The following is a 24,278-nucleotide window of genomic DNA, read 5'->3' as shown; positions in this document are numbered from 1 at the left end:
TTTTTAGTAGGAGGGATGCTTGATTCACGAAACTATCAACCTATTTCAAGATACTTTGCATAAGGTCGGAGTAGGGCATGAAATATATGCAAGGCTTAAAGATCCTTACTCTATTTTAAAAAAGATGAAGAGGAAAAAGACTACAGTTGAGAAATTGAGTGACCTTATTGCGTTTCGCATTATTGTCTGCCATAAAAACGACTGCTATAAAGCACTTGATGCGTTAAATGATTTCTATCATTTAGGTTTAAAAAATATTAAAGATTACATATTGTTCCCTAAGGAGAACGGTTACCAATCTATTCATGCGATAGTAGAATTTCTTCATTCCGGGCGCAATGCCGAAATACAACTGCGAAGCCATGATATGCATAAAGTAGCGGAGCTCGGCAGAGCTGCCCATTTGACCTATAAGCAAGAGCAAGATAAGCATTTAGAAGAAGTTTTTAATAGGAATAATTATAAAATATTTCAGGCAGCAAATGAGATAAGACGTTATTTTAGTTGGACTGAAGAAGAAATTATTGCCTATGAGCAGGAAATTATGCGAATTTGGCACAGTAAAAGCGATGAAATATCCTCCTGGGAAGCATGTCCTAAAAAAGTTATTGTTTGAGATATAACCACTTCCATCATCGCGAGGAGGGGCGTAGCCCCGACGTGGCAATCCAAAAAATAAAAACTATGTGGTAAAAATATCGCTCTGCCGTCAACTATATATATAAATTTTATAAGAGTCTTGTAATTATCTATTTTTTATATTATACTGACCGAGGTGTTTAGAGACCTTTGATGTAGGCTTTAGGTATTTTGCTTTAATGATTGGGTAAAACCGACGGTTATAGCAAGTAAATCGTAAGATATACTACTTAAAGTGTATTTCGATGTTATACTAAAAAATTTTTAAACTTAAATAGGAAAAAATATGGCTCAAAAACCAAGTTTTTTAAAAAGAATAACAACTGCCTCGACTGTGGCTTTCGCTGCTGCTGCAATCGTCGGAACCGGAAGCTCGGCGTTCGGTGCTGATTTAATTACTACGGGTAATCCTGCTGATTATGCTGCTGGTGGTAATATTAGAAGTGCTGCTGCTGCTGCCCCAGTTATCCCAGCAGCAGGAGACTATTTATTTCTAGGGGGAGCACATGATGTAGTATTAGATTCAACTGTTGCCACAACAATTAACCTTTATGGTAATACTGGGCAGACAATAACAGTTGGTATAAATAATGCTACATTAACTGCGCTTGTAAATGACGTTTCGCCAGCTGCAGTTGCTAGAGCAGGTACTGCAAATACTGGTGCTATTGCGGCTGGAGCTGCAGGCGCTCCTACCGCTACTCTTGCTTTTGGTGCTGGTCCTTTTAATTTCAACTTCGTACTCAATGATGTTACTCAACTTGAGGGAGTTGATTTTGCTAATAATGATGGTACTGTAACTTTTACTGGTGCGTCTAATGGTTTAGATTTTACAAAAACGATTAGAAGTACAGGTGGTGTTAATGGTGGCATAGTTGTTGATGTAAATAACCTTATTATTTCTGGGCCTTTTGATGCAGCTAATAAAATTTCCACATTAGTAGTAAATGATACTAAAGCTGTTACTTTAAATACAGATTTAAATATTAATGGTGCAGTGACATTAAAAGGTGCTGCAGGTAACGCTGGTGGTTCTTTAACAATTGGTGCTGGTAAAAATTTAATTGTTGCTGATGTTGCTGGTGAAAATGTAGGAACTGGTACTTTGGTTTTCGAAGGTGCTTCAACGGTTACTAACGGTGTTGGTAATGGTAACGTATTAAATACCATTAGTATTGGTGATGGAACTGTTGATTTCCAAGGTGGTGTAAATGCTGTTGTTAAAGCCACTACTATTAGTCTAACAAATGCCAATTCTGCATTAAAACTTTCTACAGTTGCTCAAGCTGTTACAGGTAATATAGTTAATACGATTGCAGACGGAAATGGTTCAATTATAGTAGACGGTGCTTTTGGTCATAGCATTACAGGTACTGTTGGTAAGGTAGGTAATAGCTTAACTGCAATCAATTTTAACATAGATAATCAATTAACCGTAACTGCTCCTAATAATAAGGCTACAGATTTTGCTGTTCAGAATATTACAACATCATTAGCTAAAGCTGCTAACGGTAACGGTTCTTTAATATTAGACGGTAATTACAATATCTATAGTACTATTGGAACTACAGCTAATCCTTTAAAACTTGTTTCTATAGTTAACGTTGCTAATGCTGCTGCTACAACTACGACCTTGAAGACTGGTAATACTATTAATGCTGATACCCTTCAATTAACTGTTGCTGGTGGACCTAACAATATTCTTCAATTAGAAGCAAATACTACAGTTAATGCTAATATTACTACAGGTGCAGCAAATAATGGTATAATTACTTTAACCGGTGCGTCAACCATTAACGGTGATATCGCTACTGGTGTTGCTAACTCAATAAACGCAATTAATCTTAATAAAAATAATTTAACTTTCAGCGGAGCGAATGCATTTATACAAAATGGTGCTGCTAATGGTATTAGATTTGCTCAAGATGAAACATTAGCTGTAACCGGTACTGGTGATGTATTCATAGGCTCAGATATAAATGTGCTTACTGCCGGTAATCACGGTATTATTGATGTTGATGCTATGGGTGCAGGTAAAACTTTAGCGATTAGTGGTAACATTGGTAGTGCTGCTAATTCTCTTGCTTCATTATCCTTAGCGGGAGGTGCTAACCTTACTTTAAGCGCCGGTGATGCTTACATTAATAACTTAATAGTAGGAGATGCTACAACAGTAAAATTAGCACACAATACTTATAAAATTGTAACTACAAATACTGCAGGGAACGGCACAGTTCTTATTAGCCCAGCTGCTGCAGCAGACCCTAACGCAACTACTCTTGCTGAAGGTACAAGTTTAGGTACTAAAGATGCAGTATTAAAAGAAATTAAATTTGCTGCTGTTCCTGGTGCTCCAAGTGCTGCAACTGATGTTATATTAAATGTCGGTAAAGATGTTAGTTTATATGCTACTAATATTACTAATACTACCGCAAATACAGGTTCTTTCGAATTTAATGGCGGTGGAACGAATATTGTAAAAGGTCAAGTTGGTAAAGGAGCTCAGAAATTTAACACTGTAGCTATTACTGGTGGAACTACAGCTCAATTCTCAGACGCTGCATATTTTAATGGTGCTACCACTATAGATGCGACTTCTACTTTACAAATCGGTAATATTTATCAAGTTGATTCTATCCAAGGTGCTGCTCCGGGCCAAGGTACAGTAGAATTTGTTAACGCTGCAAATATTACAACTCAGTTAGGAAATGATTCAGGTGCTAATACTATCTCAACAATAAAAATGTCTGGGACAGGTAACGTTATATTGAATAAGTTATTGGGAGCTGCAAATATCGTTTTTGAAAATACTAATCAATTACAATTAGCAGCAACTGATAAAGTACAGGGAGCAACAATAACAAGTAACGCTGGTAATCCAGTAGCAAACGGTGCTCCTACAGCTCCTGTGGTCATTACTTCACTAGCTAACGATTCTATTGATGCAGGTCAATCAGTAGGTAGTAAAGGTAATATCGTTGCTATTGGACTTAATGGTGATCTGGCATTTACAGTTAATGAAGGTGCAGCATTTTATGGTGCTATAATTCCTGTGACTAATAACAACGGTACGGTAACTCTTGCAGCTACAAATGGTCCAAATAATGATGGTAGTATTTACGGTTTAGGTACTGCAACTAATAAATTAAAGACTGTTAACGTTACTGCAAATACAGAAAACTTTGGTGATACTTATATTTCTGCAGATACTCTTACAATTGCGGAGGGAATAACTTATACAGCGCATGGTGCTGTTGATGCTGGAATAAAATTTATTGGTGCTAATACTGGTACCATGATTTTTGCAGCTGATTCTAATCCTTTAGCCACAACAGTTATTACTACTGCTAACAATGGAAAAGGTACTGTAGAATATCAAGGAAGCGAAGTTAATGTTGGTGCTATTGGTGCTCAGGGCAAGTCTGTTACAGTAGTTAACTTTACTGGTACTAGTAATCAAGATATAGCTATTTTAAATAATGATATCTATTCTGTGAATACTAATTTTGGCGAATATGTTGTAGCAGTAAATGCTAAACAAGTAACACTTAACGGTATTTCAGCAATAGATAATGCTATAGTTCTACAGACTAACACATTAACATTTAATGGTAACTCTACCTGGGGTGATAATACTTCTATTAACACAACATTACTGAATGGAACACTTGGTAGCATTAATATTGAAAGCGGAAAAGTAACAGCTGCTGGTAATATTTTATCTACAGTTAATATTTCTGACCAAGATACATTAGGTGCAGTTGAGGCAAAATATCTATTAATTGGTGGTGGTGCAAATCTGACATTAGCTAATGGGACTACAGTTAAATTAGATGAAAATTCTACCATTAATTCTAACCAAAGGTTTGCAAGTTATAGCATCATTCAGAATAGTGATGATAAGAATTATTACGTAACACGTAGTAACAATGCAACAGGAGTATCTACTTCTGACGTAACTGATGCTGGATTTGGCGGTATTACTGGTATAGTAAAAAATACTGCGGTAATCACCGATCCACAAAACATAGGGGCTGCTCAGCAATTTACTACCAATATAGGTAACTTGAGTTCTGCTGATTCTGCTCAAGCTATAGTAGCTCTTGCAACCGATAATGCTCCTTTAATTAACAGTGTAATAGATAGCACAACTGGACACTTTACATCTTCTATCGCAAATAGAGTGGAAACTGCTAGATATACAGTATTACCTAATAATGCTCCTGAGAGAAGCCTTGCAGCTCCTGAGCGCGGTGTAGTTGGCGCAGCTGACGAGCCGGAAGATAATGTTAGCTACGGTGCTTGGCTAAAACCTGTTTATACTGATGCAACTCAGAAGAGTAAAGGCGGTAACCCCGGTTATAATGCTAAAACTACTGGAGGTATTGTCGGTATAGATACCATGGCTAATGACAACTTAATGGTTGGTGCGGCTATCGGTATTAATCAGACTAAAGTTAAGTATAAAAACTATAAATCCGGTGATAAGACTACAGTTAACGGTTTCTTAGTTTCTTTATACGGAGCGCAACAGCTTGTTGATAACTTCTTCGTACAAGGTGGTGCTACATTTAATTTAAGTCAAGTAAAAAACAAGAGTCAACGTTATATGGCTGATGCTAACGGTCAAAAAATTGCAGAAACTGCAACCAGTAACTATGATAATATGACCTTTGGCGGTAATGTAATGTTTGGTTACGATGCTAAGTTAATGGATGGTGTATTACTTACTCCAATGGCTGGTCTGAGCTATCTAAAATCAGGTGATGAAAGCTATAAGGAAACCGGTACAACATTCCAGAATAAGCAAGTTGCTAGCAAGTTCAGTGATAGAACTGACGTAGTTGTTGGCGCTAAAGTTCTTGGTGACGTGATGAATTTAAGTGGCTTCACTTTCTACCCAGAAGCTCATGCTTTTGTAACTCACAAAGTATCTGGTAAGTATGCTAAAACCCAATCTAAGTTAGATGGACAAGTAGACTTTATTACTGGTCTACCTGATAAAAGCGCTAAAACATCTTACAATGTAGGTTTAAACGTAACCGCAAGACCTGGTCCACAAATGGAGTATGGAATTGGTTATGATGCAAATCTAGCTAGTAAGTATGTTGCGCACACTGGTACATTAAAAGTTCGCGTAAACTTCTAATTACTAATCTATAGACTTTTCAAAGTACATCTTTGATAGTTTAGCGGAAAGGCTCTCTTTGAAAAAAGAGGGCCTTTTTTGTTTAGATTGCTACGTCGGGACTATTTCCCTCCTCGCAAGACATTATTGCGTGGATACCTAGGTGTCATGGCGAGGCGCTTTTAGCGCCGTGGCCATCCAGCAAAATATATTTTTATACTAAACTTGTTTAGTATTCTAATTAATCCCTTATGATATTCGAGATAACCTGGATGGCCACGGCACCAAGAGGTGCCTCGCCATGACGGTTTAATTATCCACGCAACAATGCCTTCCCGTGCATGGAGGAATCTAGAAAAATAATAGTCATCCTGAATTCATTTCAGGATCTATTACAAAAAGATGCTGAAACAAGTTCAGCATGACAATAAAAAGTCTGGATTCCCGTTTTCACGAGAATGATACCAAAGAGATTCAAGTCATACAACAACGCCTGTATTTCCTCGCAATGACGAAATAAATCGATTATTCACACAACAATGAAGGTTGAGATATCTTTGGTATCATGACCATCCAGAAATAATAAATTTCATAAAATTTTTTGTTGATTGCCACGACCTTTGCTACCCGCAACTCATCGCAATGGCGTGCGAGGTTGCTCCCATAACAATAGCTCTTCATCATGACAATATTTTTTATAAATAAATAATGATTAACTTTTTCTAAAAGTATAATTAACAAAAACTAATTATATCTTGACTTGTGATTAAAAAATTAGTATAGTGTGCTCAAATTATATTATATTTGCAGGATAGGTATATGAGTAAAAGGGAAAATAAAAATACTAATATTAGTAGTAATATAATAGAAGATATGGAGTTACTTTCCTTAAGTGAGATACCTAACAGAGATGTGAGTTCTAATGAGCTTGCGCATGCGGCAACAAATCTTGCATATAATAGTGCTAATCCAACTAAATATTTAGCAAAAGCTTTGGAAATAGTCGGTAAAGAGTTAATCGGTAGCGGCTGGGAAATATTTGCTACTTCAAGTGAAAAAGCTGAAACGAGTGAATATGGTTATAAAGCTGTAGCGTTTATTAATAAGCAAAGTAAAGAAATTCATATTGCTAGTGCTGGTACAAAAGCTGATATATATGATTTGCTGGATGATATACGCCTTACTTTCCATTATGCTCCCAATAAATTAGCGCCTGCACAAAAATTCATCGATGAAATAATTGCTAGAATTTCACAGGAAGAAGTAGCGCACGATTATATTTTTAGTACTAGCGGGCATTCTCTTGGGGCGGTTGTAGCCGATTTAACCGCGTTAGAGCTACATTCACGTAAATTAAACATTGATAAATCCACAACTTTTGACAGTCCTGGTTCTGCAGAAGTGGTGAAATATGCAATTCAAAATAAATTATTTACCGGTGAAATCAATATATCTATAGAAGAATTAGCTAAGCATTCCGTAGTGTACAATGCAAAACCTAATATTATCAATACCACTAACAATCATTTAGGAGAAGTAAATTTAACTCTGCCGCAAGTAAAAAATAATGTAGTAGAAGAACAAACACAGGAAGAAAGTTCAGGATTATGGGGTTGGGGACAATATTTATACAATACAGTCGGTTCTGCAGTTCAGGTAAGTGCTGATTATTTAGGTATTACAAACACAATAGAGCAACTTAACGGGCATAAGCTTCATAACTTTGCTGCAGTGGATAACAATCCTGTTTATTCGGTAGAAGCTTGGAGTAAAAATGAGTTATTTTTAAAGTCTAATAAAACTAACCTTGATCTTACTAAAAAAATAGAAAAATCTACGGGAACGGATGTTTTTTTAATAGATGATACGTACGATAACGATTATGTGAATATAAATGCTTATTCATATTCAGATTTACAAAACTGTGCTATGGAAGTTTCGCCGATAGGAGATTTAAATAATAATTTAGTTTCGGTGTATTAACAAAATAAATATCAAAATGTTAGATTTTTTATCTTATGGTATCGCACGTGCATTAAGAGGGGTAAGTAATACCATTTCTGAATTTGTTAGTAATATTGTAGATACCATTACTAGATATACTAACGATCAGAACCATTTTACAAAAGAATACTCATTGCACGATAATAATATTTCTACTACTGAATATGAGGTGGTTGTTAGCGGAAATGAAACATCGTCGCAAAATACTTGATAATCCTCAACTTTTTTAGTTAAAAAGCGGTTATTTACATTATTGCCTTTTTATAGTATAATATAAATATCAAACTTAAGGTATTTATGTCGATATTACCGATAGTAACGGCTCCAGATGAAAGGTTAAAACAAAAATCTTTACCCATAAAATCAGTTACTAAAGAAATTCAAAAATTTATGGATGATATGATAGAAACTATGCATCATGAAAATGGAGCAGGGCTTGCCGCGGTGCAAGTTGGTGTTTTGAAAAGAATTTTAGTAATCGATTTAAAAGATCACGACGAAGTGCTAAGACCAGAGAATTTTTACCCTCTTTTTATTGCAAATCCTGAAATAATAGAAAAATCAAAAGAATTGGTAACCGCTAAAGAAGGGTGCATTTCTGTTCCTGAACAAAGATATGAAATAACGCGGCCCGAATCCGTAAAAATAAAATATTTGGATTATCATAATAAGCCTCAGGAGCTTGAAGCAAATGACTGGTTAGCGAGAGTTATACAGCATGAATATGATCATTTAGAAGGTAAGTTAATGATCGATTATCTAAGTAGCTTAAAGCGAGATATTGCTTTACGAAAGCTCAGAAAACTTAAAAATAATATTGTGTGAAAATAATTTTCATGGGAACGCCTGGCTTTGCGTTGCCCACTCTTGAAAAACTCATAGTCTCTAATAACCATCAGGTAGTTAGCGTTTTTACACAAAAGCCAAAAGCTAAGGGTAGGGGGCTGCATGAAGCGAAATCACCAGTACATCAGTTAGCTCTGCAAAATAAAATCCCTGTTTATACTCCTTCTACATTAAAATCCACTGAAGTAACCGACCTTATTAATTCCATAGAAGCAGATATAATAGTAGTAGTAGCTTACGGGTTTATAGTGCCTCCCGCTATTCTACAAGCTAAAAAATATGGTTGTTTAAATATTCATCCGTCCGATTTGCCAAAGCATCGAGGAGCTGCGCCTTTGCAGCGTACGATTATCGGCGGCGATAAGACAAGTGCTGTTTGTGTAATGCGTATGGACGCGGGACTAGATACTGGCGATATATTAATAAAACAAAATTTTGACATACCTGTTAGAGTGACATTGGAGGAGTTTCATAATAAATGTGCTGATATGGGGGCAGAGCTTTTAATTAAAGCGTTAGATAAAATAGATCATTTAACACCTACTCCGCAAAGAAATGAAGAAGTAAGTTATGCGCATAAACTTACTAAGGAAGAAGGAAAAATTAACTGGCATGATGCTGCTTATCAAATAGATTGCAAAGTTCGCGCTATGAATCCATGGCCTGGAGTGTATTTTAGTTATAAAGATAAAATTATCAAAGTTCTTGAAGCAGATTATTTAGATCATTTTGATGGTTCTTTTTTACCAGGTACGGTTATTAACAATAAATTAGAAATAGCTTGCGGCAGCGGTATATTGATAATCAAAAAATTGCAACAAGAAGGTAGAAAACCACTAACAACCGAGGAGTTTTTACGAGGGGTGGATATAGCTGCCGGTACAGTGTTAAATTAAAATTCTTTCGAAGTTACTTTTAGGAGGAATGTTAACCATCTTTTGCAAAGTGTTTCGGGGTTATTAGTTAAATTTGATCGGTATTGTTCCGGGGACTCTATCAAACGTCATTGCGAGGAGCGTAGCGACGTGGCAATCTAGAAAATAATTAGATTGCTTCGCTTCGCTCGCAATGACGAAGTTTTTATTATTTTCTAAATTGCTGCGTCGTTGCTATCGCAACTCCTCGCAATGACGGATAAGGTTCTAGATTGCCACGCTCCTTTTAGTCGCTCGCAATGACGAATATAAATATTTTTACAAGAATGACATAAAAGACAGGCGTATAATTACTGCCCCTCTTCTTTTAAAGCATTCATAGCATCGATAAATTTTATTACCCTTTCATCTGACAAAATCTGCAAATAATCTTTGCCATTTAAAGTAAAATGGTTGTCATCCCTTTTAATATCAACTGTTAAAGTTTCTCCTTCTTTTAGCTCAGAACTCTTGCTTAAAGAAGCTACTGCATCGAATCCATATTCACGAACTATCGGCATTTGCTTCGCTAAAGTTGCTGCAAATATTTTAGAGGTCTCTATTTTTTGCATTATTGGTATGACGGCATTATTAGTATAATTAGTTAAATTACCTATAAAAACATTAGGATCGGATAATGTTACTACACTCTCAAAATTTAGAAAATTATGTAAATTAGGAATATTTGTATCAATAGCAAAATTAAATTTATCCATTGCAAGATTGATTTTATTAGATAATTTTTTTTCTTCTGGATCAAATTCTACTTCAATACTAAATTTTGAATCTTTAACTTTCGCGAACGGCTCAATCATTTTAGCAAAGTCATTTTGAGTTAGAGATTCATTAAATTTAGATGCCGCATTTGGTCCGAGTTCATTGATGGCTCTATTAAAACCTCTTTTAAAGCCGGCAAACGTATGAGCGCTAAAAGAATCTACCATTGCTTTTTCATATATTTCTGAAGGAGTGTTGGTAGTTTCAATGTTGAAAGAAAAATTAATTTTCTTGTCTTTTTCTAAATTAATTTTATAAATATTATTTTGCATTTTCCCGTTAATTTTACTATCCCAAGCAAATAAAAATGGCTTTCCTTTGTATAGTTCAGTTACAATTTGCATAAAGATAGCTTCATGCATAATTTCATCTTGCTTTTCACTGGCAGAAAATCTTTGTACAAATAATTTGCCAAGTGTAAGTAATTCATCGCTATATTTAAGGCTTAATTTATTACTATTATACATAGGTGAGTTTAACTGAGTTACTTTAACTAGATTTTCAGAATTTAAATCTTCAAAAGCAGCTTTCATTTCCTTTGCATTTTTGAAAAATTTATTTACTTTAGATGAGATTTCTTTTATATAATTTTCAGAAGTGAAAGTAATATTACCCTGAGTATCTAGCTCTAGTAAATGAAGATTATCGGCTGTTTTGCTATGAATAATCGTAATCTTATTTCCTTCAGATTCGGCTAATTTCTCTGCGGTTTTGGAGCTGTAAATTGTTGACTTATTATCATTTAAACTTAACTTCCAAAAATCTGGGGAATTGTTAAATAAAGATTTTCTAAACCAAACCGTGCTATGATCATCAGGTGCATAAAAAATACTTTCTTCGTTTTCGGCGGTAGTAATTTTTACACCATTACCGTAAGAATCAATTTTAGTAATGTTTAAAAACGGAATATGCCAAATAACGATTTCATCACTATAAGAATCAATATAATTAAACTTTACTTTCTGCAACGTTACACTAAAAGTATATTTATTAATTGTAATTGAATCATAAGTTATATATTCTTTATATTCATCAAGAACGGTGAGAATATTATTTTTAGTAGTGTCTTCAAATTTGTGTGATAAGTATCCGAAGACTAGAATTATTGAGATAACAAAGCTTATTATAAGAACGCTTTTTTTCATAGGTTAAGTATCGTTAAAAGTGTAAAGTATTAATTATAGTATAAAAAATTAATTAAGCATACAAGATTTTAATTTTTTTCTTTTAAGAGATCGGCTATTAACTGGTAGGATTCAAAAGCTTTATTCGGCTCTTCGGTCAGCAGCTCAAAACCAAGTTTTTCATTATTATTTGCTTGCCATAAGCGGCAATTATCCGGGCTAATTTCATCGGCTAGCATTATGAGAGTTTCTTCGCCGTTAAATACTCTACCAAATTCAAGCGTACATTCAACAAGCCTAATCCCGATCCCGGTAAATAAACCGCTTAAGAAATCAAATATTCGGATAGCTTGTTGCTTTACCGTAGAGATTTCTTCTTTGGTTAACCAGCCAAAATTTAATATTTGATATTCGTTAACTATGGGATATTTTAATTCACGACTTCTAACTTTAAAATCAATAATTGGTTTATCAAATACATATCCTTCTTCCATACCGAATTCCTTAACAAACCTACCGCAAGCTACTGAAGAAATTGATAATTTCATCGGGAAAACTTCCACATATTGGATTAATTGTTCCCGCATGTTTATTTTTTCTATAAAATGATTTTCAATCCCTAGAGTATCGAGTTTACTCATAATAAAAGAAGAAATATTATTATTCAGCACCCCTTTACCGGAAATATCGATTATTTCTCCGTTTTCTAAAGTAGTTTTATCGGTGAAAGCCATAATAATCAAATAATCTTCCTCGGAAGTGTATAAGGATTTACTGGAACCCTGATAAAGTATTTTTTTCATTTTGTTAAAATTTTATTTTTTTATATAGCATTGTTGCGTGGATAGGTTAAAACATGTTCTATGTCATTCCCGTGAAAACGGGAATCCAGAAAAATACTTTTAAGTCATTCTAAATTTATTTCAGGATATTTTTCGATAGATGCTGAAACAAGTTCAGCATGACAAAAGAAAAGTCTAGATTCCCGTTTGAACTACACCACAGATATTTTTATAATAATCAATATCTTTAACTTCCGGTCCGATAATTGCCAATGTTGGAGTAGTAGAGAATATTTTACCGGCTATCTTTAAAAGATCATCGGCAGTTATATTCATAATAAGATCCATAGTTTCCTCTAAAGATATATATTTATTAAAAATAGCATAATTTTTACCAATTTCTTCAGATTTATAACTAGGTTTTTCTTGTGCCATATAAATATTACTTCTTAATTGCGTTTTAGCTCTAATAATTTCAGCTTCCTGCACTGCTTGCGTAATTTTCTTTATTTCTTTTATCAGCTCTGCGCTTAATAATTCTAATTTATCGTGAGCGGTGGAGGCGTAAATAGTAAATACGCCGCTATCACAATAAGAACTATTATAACTTCCTACTCCATATACTAAACCTAATTTTTCCCTGATTTGCTGAAATAACCGTGACGACATACCGCCGCCAAATATTAAAGCAAGTAGTTGAGCTTGATAAAGTTGCTGCAGATCCAGATAGCCTACTCCTTCAAAACCTAATATTAGGGTGGTTTGCTCAAGATCCTTGACAATAGAAGAATGGCCGCCGATATATCTCGCCGGTTCAAAACTGTTATTTTTCCCTTGTTTTAAAGAAGAAAATAATTGTTCTGCCATCTTTATTATTTTATCGTGAGTGATATTGCCTGCTACCGATAAGTAAAGATTTTCTGCCGTATAATATTTTTCAGTGAAGCTTGAGAAATGTGCTTTGGTAAAAGTAGCAAGAGTTTTACTTGTTCCCAAAATGGGTTTACCTAAAGGCTGATCCTTATAAACACTATTATAAAATTTCTCGTATATAAGATCATCGGGGTTATCCTGGCTATGAGCAATTTCCTGTAGAATTACCTGATATTCCTTGGCGATTTCTTCCTCGGCAAAAACAGAATTTTGAATTATATCCGCCAATATCTCTAGAGCTTTATGGCAGTTTTCCGGTAGCACTTTCGAGTAATATATTGTTTGTTCATGACCGGTATAGGCATTAAAATGTCCTCCTATCTCGTCAAATTCTTCAGCAATTTGTTTAGCATTTCTTGTTTTTGTACCTTTAAAAGCCATATGCTCAAGGAAATGCGAAATTCCCTCTTCCTGAGGTGATTCAAAGCGACTACCGACTTTGGTAATTAAATTTATCGCTACCGAATTCACATAAGGCATATTATAGGTAAGAATAGTTAAGCCGTTATTGAGCTTACTAACATTAAAAATGTCTTTCATAAGTGATTATTGTCAAAATGTTTATCTTGTTGTAATTTTTCTCGAAGTTTTGCAAGCCTTAAGAAACGGGCAAAAGCAAAAATCATTGAATCAATAAAACCGTCAAAGCCGAATATAAAATATCGTCTGATAAAGAAAGCTTTAAAAAAGCGTAATGGCATTTCCATAATAATGCGAGCTGGCTTAGGTGTTTTACCTGCATTAAATAAATCTTCTGCCTGTTCTCTCGAGTAAAAATTTGCTTTGGCAACTAGCTGTTCAATTGAAGTACCGGAGTAATGATAAGCCAACCCGTTTAATAAATATATTTTATTTTCCGTATTGATATCGCTATTAAATACTACCGAATCGTGAGTAGTACTACCCTTCATATTACTAAAGCTAACAAAATTTTTATTATATAATCTGAGGCATTTGTTATAGGGAGCAAATCGACGTGGTTTTGAGTCTTTACGATGTATTATCAAGAGTTTTATCTGATAGGCTAAATAACGATCCTGATTATTGGAAGCAAAAATATATTCTATTTCATCTTGTAATTCTTTCGATAATTCTTCATCAGCATCAATGTTAAGTATCCAGTCATTAGCACATAGATTTTCTCCAAAAGTTTTTTGAGCCACATAACCAGGCCATGGATTAATGATTACTTTAGCTCCCAAATTTCTGGCAATTTCTACTGTCTCGTCAGTACTTTCGCTATCAATTACAATGATCTCATCCACAATATTTTTTACACTATTTATAGCTCTCGCTATCCTTGCGGCTTCATTTTTTGTAATGATAAATGCTGAGATTTTTGTCATGTGATTTTATTAAGATAGCCTATTCATAATGGGTCCACATTCGAAGGATTTTAATAATTTTTTCTTCTTCATAAACCTCATAAATAAGTCTATGTTGAATATTAATTCTTCTTGAATAGCAGCCATTTAAATCGCCGATTAACTTTTCATATGGAGGGTAAGTTTTCCAAGGGTTAGAGCTAATTATATTTAATAATTTTTCTGCGTTACTTTTTAAACCGACTTGTTTTATTTTTTTAGCATCTTTTTCTGCATGCTTAGTGTAATGAATTATATACATCTAAAAACGATTACCAAGTTAATTTATCGCTGCATTTGTCTATTGGTTCTGCTCGTCCCTCAATTATGGATTTATGCAACCCAGGAATAGATAATAGGTATAAAGTTTCTTCCATATTTCGATAATCTGCTGCTGAAATCATTACAACTTTATTTCTTTTGCCTTTAATATAGATAGGCTTATGCACTTCAGAAACGTAATCTATAAGCTGGTAAAGCTTGGCTCTTGCTTCGCTTGTATTATATATTTCCATAAAACCCTCAATTAGATTAGATTTATAGCGTACTATAAATAGTACGTTTTGTCAAGCTTTATAAACACCGAAGCAACCAAAACGCTGTTTTAACCACTAAAGTTAAAAGTAAAGTAGCAGTTATACCGCCAAGCCACAAGATAATAAACCATTGCCAGCCTTTTAGGCAAGACATTACTTGTAAAAGCTTAAAGTGTATTTTTTTAATACATTGGGTGATGCGTTGATTTTCCACGAAATATATAATAACAGTAAATTGTATAGCCTATTATTACCGGCAAAAATATTCCGGCACCTATTAATAATAATGATTGTGATTCAGGGATAGCTGCCGCTTGTGTTAAGGTTACCTGATAAGGTACTATAAATGGCCATATACTTACCCCAAGACCTAAATAACCGAGTAAAAATAAGAGAATTACGCATATAAAAGGCTGAGTTTCTTTTTCTGCCTGAATAGCTTTAATTAATTTAACAAATATAAAAGCTGTTAAAATAGGAATAATCGCCAAATATACAATATTAGGCATACTAAACCAGCGATGGCGTATTTGTTCATTTAAAAACGGTACCCATAAACTAACGAGCCCCATAAATAAGGCAACATAACACGAAATATAAAGAGCGGATTTTCTAGCCCATTTTTGAGTATCATCTGCTGTTTTCATGATCAGCCAGCTAGAGCCAAGAAGAGCATAGCCGCATATAAGAGCTAGCCCTGTCATTATGGAAAAAGGGGTGAGCCAGTCAAAAGCGCTACCGGCGAATACTCGTCCTTTAACTTCTATCCCCTGAACGAACGTACCGAGCATTATTCCCTGGCAAAAAGCAGCAAGCAGTGAGCCGAAATGAAAAGCATAATCCCAAATGTAACGATGATTTATATGAGCTTTAAATCTAAACTCAAAAGCTATGCCTCGGAATATAAGTCCAAGTAACATCAATATAATCGGAATATAGAAAGCTGGTAGTAAAATTGAATAAGCAAGAGGAAAGGCAGCCAATAACCCGCCACCGCCGAGTACTAACCATGTTTCGTTGCCGTCCCAAAACGGCGCAACAGAATTCATCATTTTATGACGACAATCATCCGTCGGAGCAAAAGGAAATAATATACCGATGCCTAAATCAAAGCCGTCTAGCAAAACATACAAGCAAATTGCTGCAGCAATTATTCCGCCCCAAACAAGCGGTAAATCTATATAAGGAGCGAAATTAAGCATAAGTTTTTTCTTAATATTTATATCATTTATGGCATTAGTGTATATGTATTTTTCTTCTTTATTATAAAGATTTCTTTTAGCTAAGGTTGCGAATGCTCTTGCTAATGTATCTCATTCGTGCTACTATATAATTAATCAAATTAAGTAATTATATGACTAAGTCAGCCTTCATAAGAGCACGAGTTGAACCGGAATTAAAAGAAGAAGCAGAAAATGTACTTGATGAACTTGGTATTACTCCTACACAAGCAGTTACCATGTTATATAAGTACGTGGCACGTGAACATAAATGGCCTACTACAATAAAGATTCCTAATACTACTACTTTAAAAACATTTAAATCCACTGATAATAAAATTGGACTTATTACCTCCAAAAACACAAAAGAAATGTTTAAAAAACTTGGTATCTAATTTGTGTTTAAACCTATTTATACTACCTCTTTTGAAAAAGATATAAAGTTAGCAATTAAGCGAGGTAAAAACCTAGAAAAGTTAAAAACACTTATAGAATTATTAGTTACCAAAACAGCTTTGTCAATAAAATATAGAGATCATCAATTAATAGGAAATTTTGTAGGTCGAAGAGAGTGCCACATAGAGCCTGATTGGTTACTGATCTATAAAATTGATAAAGAGTATATAATTTTTGAACGTACAGGTACTCACTCTGATTTATTTAAATAAACAATATTTAAAAAACTAAAGTTAATAGGCTTTAAATTGTAAAACCCTTATTAAGTTTTTTATAAATCTTTATTTCTTTGCCATTATTGGATTATTCAAACCATGTTCACCGTAAGTTTCTTTATTTTCAGTTATTACCAGTCCTTTAATGATTAAGTGCATAATATAATATAATCCTGAACCGAAGACGATTGCATAGACGATTATAAATGCAATAAGGGAAATTAAAATATATTCTCCAAGGACAGGCGAAGCTACTTCAGACGTTCGAAGAAGATTATAAACAACATAGGGCTGTCTCCCGGTTTCCGTAACAAACCAACCGGCAAGTACTGCAATAAAACCGGAAGGAGACATTGCTATATACCAATATTGAAACCATTTGGTGGTATATAATTTCTTACGCAGGTAAAGGCATAAGCCGGCAATACCGGTAAATATCATTAAGAATCCTATGCCAACCATAACACGAAAACTAAAAAATACTACAGCAACAAAAGGGCGATCTTCTTTTGACCATTCTTTTAACCCTTTTATTTCGCCGTTTAAACTATGAGTTAATATTAGACTTGCGGCTTTAGGAATTTGAATCGCATATTTAGTTTTTTCTTCTTTTTGATCAGGAAAACCTATTAGAGTAAGAGCTGCTCCTTTTTCTGTATCCCAAATCCCTTCCATAGCAGCAATTTTTGCTGGCTGATGCTTCAGGGTATTTAAGCCGTGCTGATCGCCGATAAATATTTGAAGAGGAGCAACAAATAACGCCATTAACATTGCCATAAAAAGCATGATTTTGGCATGTTCCTTATAGCGGTTATTTAGCAGATACCAACAACCTACACCGCCAACAACAAAAGAAGTGGTAAGATAACAGGCGGTAAGCATGTGTAGGAAGCGATAGGGAAAAGAAGGATTGAAAATAACTTCCAGCCAGTTTAAAGGATAGAAAAAGCCGTCTTCGCTTAATCTAAAACCTGCGGGTGTGTGCATCCAGCTATTGGCGGAAAGAATCCAGAAAGCCGAAATAACTGTGCCAATAGCCACTATTAAAGTAGAGATAAAATGTACTTTCTTGCTAACTCTGTTAAAGCCGAATAGCATAATACCAAGGAAAGAAGACTCAAGAAAAAAAGCTGTAAATACCTCAAAGCCTAACAAGGGACCAAGGACATTACCGACTTTGTCTGAAAATCCTGACCAGTTAGTCCCGAATTGATAAGACATTACTACGCCCGATACTACGCCCATACCGAAAGTAACGGCAAAAATTTTTACCCAGAATTTATATATTTCCTGATAAATATTATTTTTTGTTTTTAGCCATAATCCTTCAACGACGGCTAGCCAACTAGCAAGGCCTATAGTAAATGCTGGAAAAATTATATGAAAACTTATTGTAAAAGCAAATTGTATTCTGGATAATAATACTTGGTCAAATTCCATATTATATATTTGATTTAGGTATTGTAAAATAAAGATTGGAACTTTGCATACTGAGCTTAGAAGAAACTGGCATTGTTGTATAGTTCTTAAAAAGCGTTCGGTGTCATTCCCGTGAAAACGGGAATCCAGGCTTTACTTTGTTATGCTGAACTTGTTTCAGCATCTTTTTGTAATTAAATCCTGAAATAAATTCAGGATGACTATAATTTTTCTAGATTCCCGCCTTCGCGGAAATGACATCAAAGGATTTGTTGTAATTTTCAAACCATGCAACAACTCCTTCGTTTGCTTGCGATAACTATATCAATTTTTATTTTGCAATACCTTGATTTAATTAGCTCTTTTTAATATGATTATACTCATTTTGACCAGTTTTTATAAATTTTTCTTTTGTGGAATCCCAGCTATAATGAACATTTACAATTCTTACTTCCGTTACGTTAACATCACCGTTAGGCAATTGAGTTACATCAAACCCTCTTCGTATTGATTCGGTGATTAACGAACTTGCTTGACAAATATATTTTACGTCAAAAAAAGGCGAATCATCATTTTTTAACGAGTCTTTATTGGTTTCTAAAAGATTATTAGATAATTCTTTTTCTTTCATTTCTGATGATTTAAGGTTATTTTACTCATTTTTTGTAGCATTATTTAAAAAAAGAAGCAAGGTTTGTTTGTTAGTCTACTGATAAATTATTAAGTTATACATATTAATTGAGGTATATATTGTGGTGAAAGCTCCTAATCTTTCCAAATCTACAACAAATTTAGGTTTTTATTTTCTAAAATTTAATAAAATTAAAATTATTATGCTAGCCGTAAGCTGCATAATATTCGGCATGATACCGGCTGTTGATAGTGTATTAATGCAAAAGATTATCGATTTAATAGAATCGTTCGGGGATAATCGGGCAAATGATTTGTTATCCTCAATGGTTTTTTGGGCAATAATTTACGGCCTGTGGTGGGAAGGAATCAATATTATGTACCGTTCGTATGATTATCTTTATCTTAAAACCATACCTTATATAAAAGGTAGAATATTAGACGAACTTTATAATTATACTCAATATCATAGCCATAAATTCTTTCAGGATAATCTAGCCGGACATATCAGCAATCGTATTACCGAGACTGCTAGGTCTTTTGAAATGATTATTTCAATATTGGGTGAAAAAGTTATACGTAAAATAGCAATTATTGTTTTTGCTCTTATTGCCTTATATTCGGTACATTATGTATTTGCTACTATATTCATAATATGGATTACTGTTTTCCTGGGTATTAGCGCTTGTTTTTCAAAAAAAATTAATAAATATTCGGTAAATTATGCAAGGAGTCAATCGTTAGTTTCCGGTAATATTGTTGATGCCATAAGCAATATTAGCGCGGTTAGGATGTTCACCTCGCATAAGTTTGAACGTCACCATTTAGAGACAAGAATAGAAAATGCCGTAGCCGACGAGCAGACTATGCAGTTTTTTATGTTTAAATTACGCTATGTACTCGGGTTATCTTGCTCAATAATGATTTTTATTATGATTTATTATCTGGCATCACTACGTAGTCAATTATCTATAAGCATAGGGGATTGCGTGCTGGTACTAACACTTTGTGTAAATGTATCGGATGATATTTGGGAGCTAACTCAGGAAATCGGCGACATGTTTGAGCAAATCGGTGCATTTAATCAGGGGTTATCATTGATGGCTCCGCATATTATAACCGATATTGAAAATGCTACTCCTTTAGAAGTGAAAGAAGGGCAAATAGAATTTAAAGATGTTAGCTTTAATTATTACCGCAATAATAATTTATTTAGAAATAAATCGGTTTTAATTCCAAGCAAACAAAAAGTAGGATTGGTAGGATTTTCCGGTTCCGGTAAAACGACTTTTATAAGTTTGATTACCAGACTGCACGATATAGAACAGGGAATGATATTAATCGATGATCAAAATATTAGAGATGTAACACAGGACTCTTTACGAAAAGCTATTAGTGTTATACCGCAAGAGCCAATTTTATTTCATAGAACCATTATGGAAAACATTAACTACGGCAAAAAAGATGCAGATATTGATGAAGTTATAATCGCTGCAAAAGCTGCGCATATTCATGACGTTATAATGAATTTGCCTGACGGCTATGATACTATGTGCGGAGAGCGTGGTAATAATTTATCCGGGGGGCAAAGGCAAAGGATTATAATAGCCAGGGCAATATTAAAAAATGCTCCAATATTAATTCTTGACGAAGCTACTAGCAGTCTGGACAGCGAAACAGAGAATTTAATTCAGGAGTCAATGCGTTATCTCATGCAAAATAAAACCGTGATCGTTATTGCTCATAGACTCTCTACTTTACTACATATGGATAGGATTTTAGTTTTTAACGAAGGTAGTATAGTTGACGATGGAGCGCATATGGAACTGTTAAAAAATAGCGAATTGTATCAAAGGCTATGGAATTCACAAGTGAAAGGGTTAATAGTATAGGTTATAGTGAATACGCATATTTAAAGTATAAAACTTTATGTGTCATTCCCTCGAAAGAGGGAATCTACTTAACAATATAACAAAAGTGAGATACCAGCTTTCGCTGGTATGACACCAAATTGTTCTTAATAATCTATAAAGTTATGAAATTTTATTGGGTATATATTATTTGTTCAAGGCCACAAGGAGCATTGTATACAGGAATAACTAATAACCTAGCTCGACGTATCTATGAACATAAACAAAAATTAATACCAGGATTTAGTAAAAAACATAACGTTAATAAGCTAGTATATATTGAACAATTTAGAGATATATACGAAGCAATACATAGAGAAAAATGTTTAAAGAATTGGAATCGTTTGTGGAAGATAAAATTAATTGAGGATACTAATCCTGATTGGCAAGATTTATGTTACACAATTTTAAGCTAAATTATTTTTATATTAAATAACTATGAAACTATCAGATTTTGATTTTAATTTGCCGCCAGAGCTGATAGCGCAAACTCCTAGCGAAAAGCGTGAAAACTCAAATTTATTGGTAGCAGGAAAAAATGGTCCAATAAAAACTAAATTTTATAATATTGTTGACTATTTATTACCAGGTGACTTATTAGTTTTTAATAATAGTAAAGTGATAAAAGCTAAGTTAAATTTAGGAAAAAATGTCACTATTAACCTTAATAAAAAATTATCAGATAATAGTTGGTCAGCTTTTGCTAAACCTGCTCGTAAGCTGCATGTTGGTGATGAATTTATTTTTGATAAGCATAAAGTAGTTATTACTAAGAAGTTAGAAATGGGAGAAATTGAGTTACAATTTGTGCTTGATAATATTTCAGTATTTGAGTTTTTAGATATTTACGGCGAAATGCCGTTGCCGCTTTATATTAAGCGTCCTTTGCCCATAAAGAATGACAATGAACGCTATCAAACTGTGTATAATAGTGTGGAAGGGTCAGTAGCAGCTCCAACTGCTGGATTGCATTTTACTAATGAAACACTTGATAAACTGAAATCAAAAGGCGTGGAAACTGCTTTTGTAACACTACATGTCGGAGCAGGGACTTTTTTGCCCGTTAAATCTGAAAATATTGATGAGCATAAAATGCATTCGGAATATTGCTCTATAAGTCTTGAGGCGGCTGAAATAATCAATAAAGCCAAACAGGAAGGACGAAGAATAATTGCCGTCGGTACTACCGCTATGCGTACGCTAGAGAGTGCAGCATTTCAAGAACAAGTTAAAGCAAGGGAGTTTGAAACAAATATTTTTATCAAACCCGGTTATAAGTTTCAAATAGTCGATATGCTGCTTACTAATTTTCATTTCCCTAAATCTACTTTATTTATACTTATTTGTGCTTTTGCCGGACATAAAGAAATGCACGAATTATATAAATATGCTATAAAAGAAAAAATGCGCTTTTTCAGCTATGGCGATGCAACACTTTTGTATAGAGCTGCTATATGAACAATATAATGCAATATTCTTTTTTGACAAATTTAACAAAATTACCTTTTATAAAGGAAATTTGGCTTTTTGGATCCCGCGCAAGAGAGGATAATACTGAACGCTCTGACATTGATATTGCTCTTCTTTGTCCCAATGCAAGTGAAGAGGATTGGCATCAAGTTTTGAATATAATAGATAATGCAGATACTCTTTCGAAAATAGATTGTGTAAGATTTGATACATTAAATGACGATGATAAACTTAAACAAAATATTAGTAAGTTTAAAAAAATTCTTTATAAAAAAGGAAAAATTCTAATGGAAAAAATATTTTGGCAAGATTATTTCCAAAGCCTTGGTCAAGCAATTAATAGATTACGTGATGTTATAGAACGTTCCAAGATTGATAAAAATGACTATGCATTAGATGCTGCTATTCAGCGATTTGAATTCGTAATAGAATTATTTTGGAAAGTTTTAAAAAAAATACTTACTTATGAAGAAATTGACAGTACTACTCCAAAAGATGACCTAAGTAAAGCTTTTCAATTTAGTATCATAAATGATGAGAAGATGTGGCTCGAAATGCTTAGAGATCGTAATAATACTTCTCATATTTATAAATATGAAGATGCAAAACGAGTTTTCGAAAATATTAAATTATACCTCCCAATTTTAGAAGAAACATATCATAAATTAGAGAAAAAATATTTTGGATGACTTTAAACACCTGCTATTCGTTAACATTAGATGTAAAACAAACTGCTTTATTGGAAGAACTAAAAGAAATAGCTTTAGAGCTTAACAAGCTACCTCCCTTATTTAATATCTTCAATAAAAAAAATCTTAAAAACGGTCTGTATTTATATGGCCCTGTCGGCAGCGGTAAGACTATGCTGATGAATTCTTTTTTTGAGTTATTAACTATCTCAAAAATTATAATTCATTATCAAAATTTCATGCAAGAAATACACAAAGCTATGCATAAATTGCAAAGTGAGAATGAATCAAAAAATAATATCATTCCTAAAATAGCTAAAAATTATGCCAAGAAAACTAAAGTGCTTTGTATTGATGAGTTTGAAATTAAAGACATTACCGATGCGATGATTATCGGTAATTTACTTACGGAATTAATAAAACAGGGAGTTTTTATTTTTGTGACTAGTAATACTAAGCCTGATAATCTTTATAAAGACGGTTTACAAAAAGAGTCGTTTTTACCGTTTATTGCCAAAATAAATGATGAGTTTTATATTAAAGTCTTAGATCATAACCATGATTATAGATTTGATAAAGCCTTAGAAATAGCCAATGATAGGATAATTTACCCTATAACCCCTGAGAATCAAGGTAAATTAACGCAAGTTATTAAAGATATTACCGAAGGCTATTTAATCCCTCAGACTGTGGAAGTTTTAGGGAGAGAGATATCATTTAAGCAAGGCTATAAAAAAGTATTAGTAACAAATTTTGAGGAGCTTTTTACTCGCAATCTTAGCTACATAGATTACGTCAATATTTGCCAAAAATTTAATATTATCATAGTTGAAGACGTCCAAATTGTTTCGCCGGATAATACGGATATAGCCGTTAGATTCATTAACTTTATTGATAATGCCTATTTCTATAAAATATTATTATTCATGACGCTTGAAGACGCTCCGGAAAAAATATATCAAGGCACCGCTCGAAGAGAGGAGTTTAGACGTACCGTTTCCAGGTTACAGGAAATGAATAGTAATTCTTACATATCATAGGTGCGGATCAATTTTCTTATTGTCATCCCGTGATTTATTCACGGGATTCAGTTTTGTCGTCATTACTTCATTTATTTCATGATCTATTACAAAAAGATGCGCAAACTTGTTTAGCATAACTTTTTTCTGGATACCGTGGACAAGCCACGGTATGACAGCGAGAGTGTTTTTTGATCCATGCA

General features: G+C 33.8%; 22 protein-coding genes. 13 read left to right on the top strand and 9 right to left on the bottom strand.

From position 1 onward, the window contains the following. Positions 1-19 precede the first annotated feature (19 nt). The 6 genes from OTR29_RS03130 (at position 20) to fmt (ending at position 9,513) form a co-directional block, all read left to right on the top strand. The gene (locus OTR29_RS03130; RefSeq protein WP_422229208.1) at positions 20-616 is read left to right on the top strand and encodes a nucleotidyltransferase family protein; all 597 of its coding nucleotides are present in this window, start codon (positions 20-22) and stop codon (positions 614-616) included. A 309-nt stretch (positions 617-925) separates the two neighbouring features. Then, a complete protein-coding gene (locus tag OTR29_RS03125) occupies positions 926-5,788 on the top strand; it encodes an autotransporter outer membrane beta-barrel domain-containing protein (protein WP_422229207.1) in 4,863 nt (1,620 codons plus the stop codon). A gap of 843 nt (positions 5,789-6,631) precedes the next feature. After that, a complete protein-coding gene (gene rlip / locus OTR29_RS03120) occupies positions 6,632-7,750 on the top strand; it encodes a secreted effector lipase Rlip (RefSeq protein ID WP_422229302.1) in 1,119 nt (372 codons plus the stop codon). A 16-nt stretch (positions 7,751-7,766) separates the two neighbouring features. Further along, positions 7,767-7,982, top strand: coding sequence for a hypothetical protein (locus tag OTR29_RS03115; RefSeq protein ID WP_422229206.1), 216 nt, complete (start codon positions 7,767-7,769; stop codon positions 7,980-7,982). An 86-nt stretch (positions 7,983-8,068) separates the two neighbouring features. Next, complete coding sequence (gene def, locus OTR29_RS03110) at positions 8,069-8,596, top strand: peptide deformylase (protein ID WP_422229205.1); 528 nt, start codon at positions 8,069-8,071, stop codon at positions 8,594-8,596. Beyond that, positions 8,593-9,513 (top strand): methionyl-tRNA formyltransferase, encoded by a 921-nt coding sequence (fmt, locus tag OTR29_RS03105; protein WP_422229204.1) that lies wholly within the window; start codon positions 8,593-8,595, stop codon positions 9,511-9,513. Before def ends, fmt begins: the two co-directional genes overlap by 4 nt. A gap of 329 nt (positions 9,514-9,842) precedes the next feature. Here fmt and OTR29_RS03100 read toward each other — a convergent pair whose 3' ends face one another. The 7 genes from OTR29_RS03100 to cydB form a co-directional block, all read right to left on the bottom strand. Beyond that, a complete protein-coding gene (locus OTR29_RS03100; protein WP_422229203.1) occupies positions 9,843-11,453 on the bottom strand; it encodes a phosphoribosylaminoimidazolesuccinocarboxamide synthase in 1,611 nt (536 codons plus the stop codon). A 68-nt stretch (positions 11,454-11,521) separates the two neighbouring features. Further along, on the bottom strand, positions 11,522-12,235 hold the full coding sequence (locus OTR29_RS03095; protein ID WP_422229202.1) for a phosphoribosylaminoimidazolesuccinocarboxamide synthase: 714 nt from the start codon (positions 12,233-12,235) through the stop codon (positions 11,522-11,524). A 174-nt stretch (positions 12,236-12,409) separates the two neighbouring features. Then, positions 12,410-13,687 carry a M16 family metallopeptidase gene (locus OTR29_RS03090; protein WP_422229201.1) on the bottom strand — a complete coding sequence of 426 codons (1,278 nt, stop codon included), beginning with the start codon at positions 13,685-13,687 and terminating at the stop codon, positions 12,410-12,412. After that, on the bottom strand, positions 13,684-14,493 hold the full coding sequence (locus OTR29_RS03085; RefSeq protein ID WP_422229200.1) for a glycosyltransferase family 2 protein: 810 nt from the start codon (positions 14,491-14,493) through the stop codon (positions 13,684-13,686). Before OTR29_RS03085 ends, OTR29_RS03090 begins: the two co-directional genes overlap by 4 nt. A gap of 19 nt (positions 14,494-14,512) precedes the next feature. Next, a complete protein-coding gene (locus tag OTR29_RS03080) occupies positions 14,513-14,773 on the bottom strand; it encodes a Txe/YoeB family addiction module toxin (RefSeq protein WP_422229199.1) in 261 nt (86 codons plus the stop codon). Between the two features lie 10 nt (positions 14,774-14,783). Further along, positions 14,784-15,026, bottom strand: coding sequence for a type II toxin-antitoxin system Phd/YefM family antitoxin (locus OTR29_RS03075; protein WP_422229198.1), 243 nt, complete (start codon positions 15,024-15,026; stop codon positions 14,784-14,786). A gap of 203 nt (positions 15,027-15,229) precedes the next feature. After that, positions 15,230-16,249: a cytochrome d ubiquinol oxidase subunit II gene (gene cydB, locus OTR29_RS03070; protein ID WP_422229197.1), complete on the bottom strand. Its 1,020-nt coding sequence runs from the start codon at positions 16,247-16,249 to the stop codon at positions 15,230-15,232. Between the two features lie 152 nt (positions 16,250-16,401). Here cydB and OTR29_RS03065 point away from each other — a divergent pair, with 152 nt between their 5' ends. Together OTR29_RS03065 and OTR29_RS03060 are read left to right on the top strand one after the other, a co-directional pair. After that, the gene (locus OTR29_RS03065; RefSeq protein ID WP_422229196.1) at positions 16,402-16,662 is read left to right on the top strand and encodes a type II toxin-antitoxin system RelB/DinJ family antitoxin; all 261 of its coding nucleotides are present in this window, start codon (positions 16,402-16,404) and stop codon (positions 16,660-16,662) included. Between the two features lie 3 nt (positions 16,663-16,665). Continuing rightward, positions 16,666-16,935: a type II toxin-antitoxin system YafQ family toxin gene (locus tag OTR29_RS03060; RefSeq protein ID WP_422229195.1), complete on the top strand. Its 270-nt coding sequence runs from the start codon at positions 16,666-16,668 to the stop codon at positions 16,933-16,935. Positions 16,936-17,004: 69 nt separating this feature from the next. On the opposite strand, the gene OTR29_RS03055 is transcribed toward OTR29_RS03060, so the two are convergent. Then, positions 17,005-18,378: a cytochrome ubiquinol oxidase subunit I gene (locus OTR29_RS03055; protein WP_422229194.1), complete on the bottom strand. Its 1,374-nt coding sequence runs from the start codon at positions 18,376-18,378 to the stop codon at positions 17,005-17,007. A gap of 334 nt (positions 18,379-18,712) precedes the next feature. Beyond that, complete coding sequence (locus tag OTR29_RS03050) at positions 18,713-18,988, bottom strand: DUF2671 domain-containing protein (protein ID WP_422229193.1); 276 nt, start codon at positions 18,986-18,988, stop codon at positions 18,713-18,715. Between the two features lie 121 nt (positions 18,989-19,109). Between OTR29_RS03050 and OTR29_RS03045 the strand changes: the two genes are divergently transcribed. The 5 genes from OTR29_RS03045 (at position 19,110) to zapE (ending at position 24,096) form a co-directional block, all read left to right on the top strand. Next, positions 19,110-20,879: an ABC transporter ATP-binding protein gene (locus OTR29_RS03045; RefSeq protein ID WP_422229192.1), complete on the top strand. Its 1,770-nt coding sequence runs from the start codon at positions 19,110-19,112 to the stop codon at positions 20,877-20,879. 143 nt (positions 20,880-21,022) lie between these two features. Further along, the gene (locus OTR29_RS03040; protein ID WP_422229191.1) at positions 21,023-21,313 is read left to right on the top strand and encodes a GIY-YIG nuclease family protein; all 291 of its coding nucleotides are present in this window, start codon (positions 21,023-21,025) and stop codon (positions 21,311-21,313) included. A 22-nt stretch (positions 21,314-21,335) separates the two neighbouring features. Next, positions 21,336-22,355 carry a tRNA preQ1(34) S-adenosylmethionine ribosyltransferase-isomerase QueA gene (gene queA / locus OTR29_RS03035; RefSeq protein ID WP_422229190.1) on the top strand — a complete coding sequence of 340 codons (1,020 nt, stop codon included), beginning with the start codon at positions 21,336-21,338 and terminating at the stop codon, positions 22,353-22,355. Then, positions 22,352-23,056 (top strand): HI0074 family nucleotidyltransferase substrate-binding subunit, encoded by a 705-nt coding sequence (locus tag OTR29_RS03030; protein WP_422229189.1) that lies wholly within the window; start codon positions 22,352-22,354, stop codon positions 23,054-23,056. The genes queA and OTR29_RS03030 overlap by 4 nt, the downstream gene beginning before the upstream one ends. Further along, complete coding sequence (gene zapE / locus OTR29_RS03025; RefSeq protein ID WP_422229188.1) at positions 23,053-24,096, top strand: cell division protein ZapE; 1,044 nt, start codon at positions 23,053-23,055, stop codon at positions 24,094-24,096. The genes OTR29_RS03030 and zapE overlap by 4 nt, the downstream gene beginning before the upstream one ends. Positions 24,097-24,278: the final 182 nt, after the last annotated feature.

It is taken from the genome of Rickettsia endosymbiont of Halotydeus destructor, from assembly GCF_049278075.1.
Taxonomy (GTDB): domain Bacteria; phylum Pseudomonadota; class Alphaproteobacteria; order Rickettsiales; family Rickettsiaceae; genus Rickettsia.
Note: the sequence above shows the minus strand (reverse complement) of the source record. Positions and strands in the feature narration are given on the sequence as shown.

Bases quoted from the DNA above. Each gene is read 5' to 3' on its own strand.
- OTR29_RS03055 (WP_422229194.1), bottom strand. From the start codon at position 18,378: ATGGAATTTGACCAAGTATTATTATCCAGAATACAATTTGCTTTTACA.
- OTR29_RS03075 (WP_422229198.1), bottom strand. From the start codon at position 15,026: ATGGAAATATATAATACAAGCGAAGCAAGAGCCAAGCTTTACCAGCTT.
- OTR29_RS03040 (WP_422229191.1), top strand. From the start codon at position 21,023: ATGAAATTTTATTGGGTATATATTATTTGTTCAAGGCCACAAGGAGCA.
- OTR29_RS03095 (WP_422229202.1), bottom strand. From the start codon at position 12,235: ATGAAAAAAATACTTTATCAGGGTTCCAGTAAATCCTTATACACTTCC.
- OTR29_RS03030 (WP_422229189.1), top strand. From the start codon at position 22,352: ATGAACAATATAATGCAATATTCTTTTTTGACAAATTTAACAAAATTA.
- def (WP_422229205.1), top strand. From the start codon at position 8,069: ATGTCGATATTACCGATAGTAACGGCTCCAGATGAAAGGTTAAAACAA.
- OTR29_RS03115 (WP_422229206.1), top strand. From the start codon at position 7,767: ATGTTAGATTTTTTATCTTATGGTATCGCACGTGCATTAAGAGGGGTA.
- queA (WP_422229190.1), top strand. From the start codon at position 21,336: ATGAAACTATCAGATTTTGATTTTAATTTGCCGCCAGAGCTGATAGCG.
- OTR29_RS03090 (WP_422229201.1), bottom strand. From the start codon at position 13,687: ATGAAAGACATTTTTAATGTTAGTAAGCTCAATAACGGCTTAACTATT.
- OTR29_RS03080 (WP_422229199.1), bottom strand. From the start codon at position 14,773: ATGTATATAATTCATTACACTAAGCATGCAGAAAAAGATGCTAAAAAA.
- cydB (WP_422229197.1), bottom strand. From the start codon at position 16,249: ATGCTTAATTTCGCTCCTTATATAGATTTACCGCTTGTTTGGGGCGGA.
- zapE (WP_422229188.1), top strand. From the start codon at position 23,053: ATGACTTTAAACACCTGCTATTCGTTAACATTAGATGTAAAACAAACT.
- OTR29_RS03050 (WP_422229193.1), bottom strand. From the start codon at position 18,988: ATGAAAGAAAAAGAATTATCTAATAATCTTTTAGAAACCAATAAAGAC.
- OTR29_RS03100 (WP_422229203.1), bottom strand. From the start codon at position 11,453: ATGAAAAAAAGCGTTCTTATAATAAGCTTTGTTATCTCAATAATTCTA.
- OTR29_RS03085 (WP_422229200.1), bottom strand. From the start codon at position 14,493: ATGACAAAAATCTCAGCATTTATCATTACAAAAAATGAAGCCGCAAGG.
- OTR29_RS03125 (WP_422229207.1), top strand. From the start codon at position 926: ATGGCTCAAAAACCAAGTTTTTTAAAAAGAATAACAACTGCCTCGACT.
- OTR29_RS03065 (WP_422229196.1), top strand. From the start codon at position 16,402: ATGACTAAGTCAGCCTTCATAAGAGCACGAGTTGAACCGGAATTAAAA.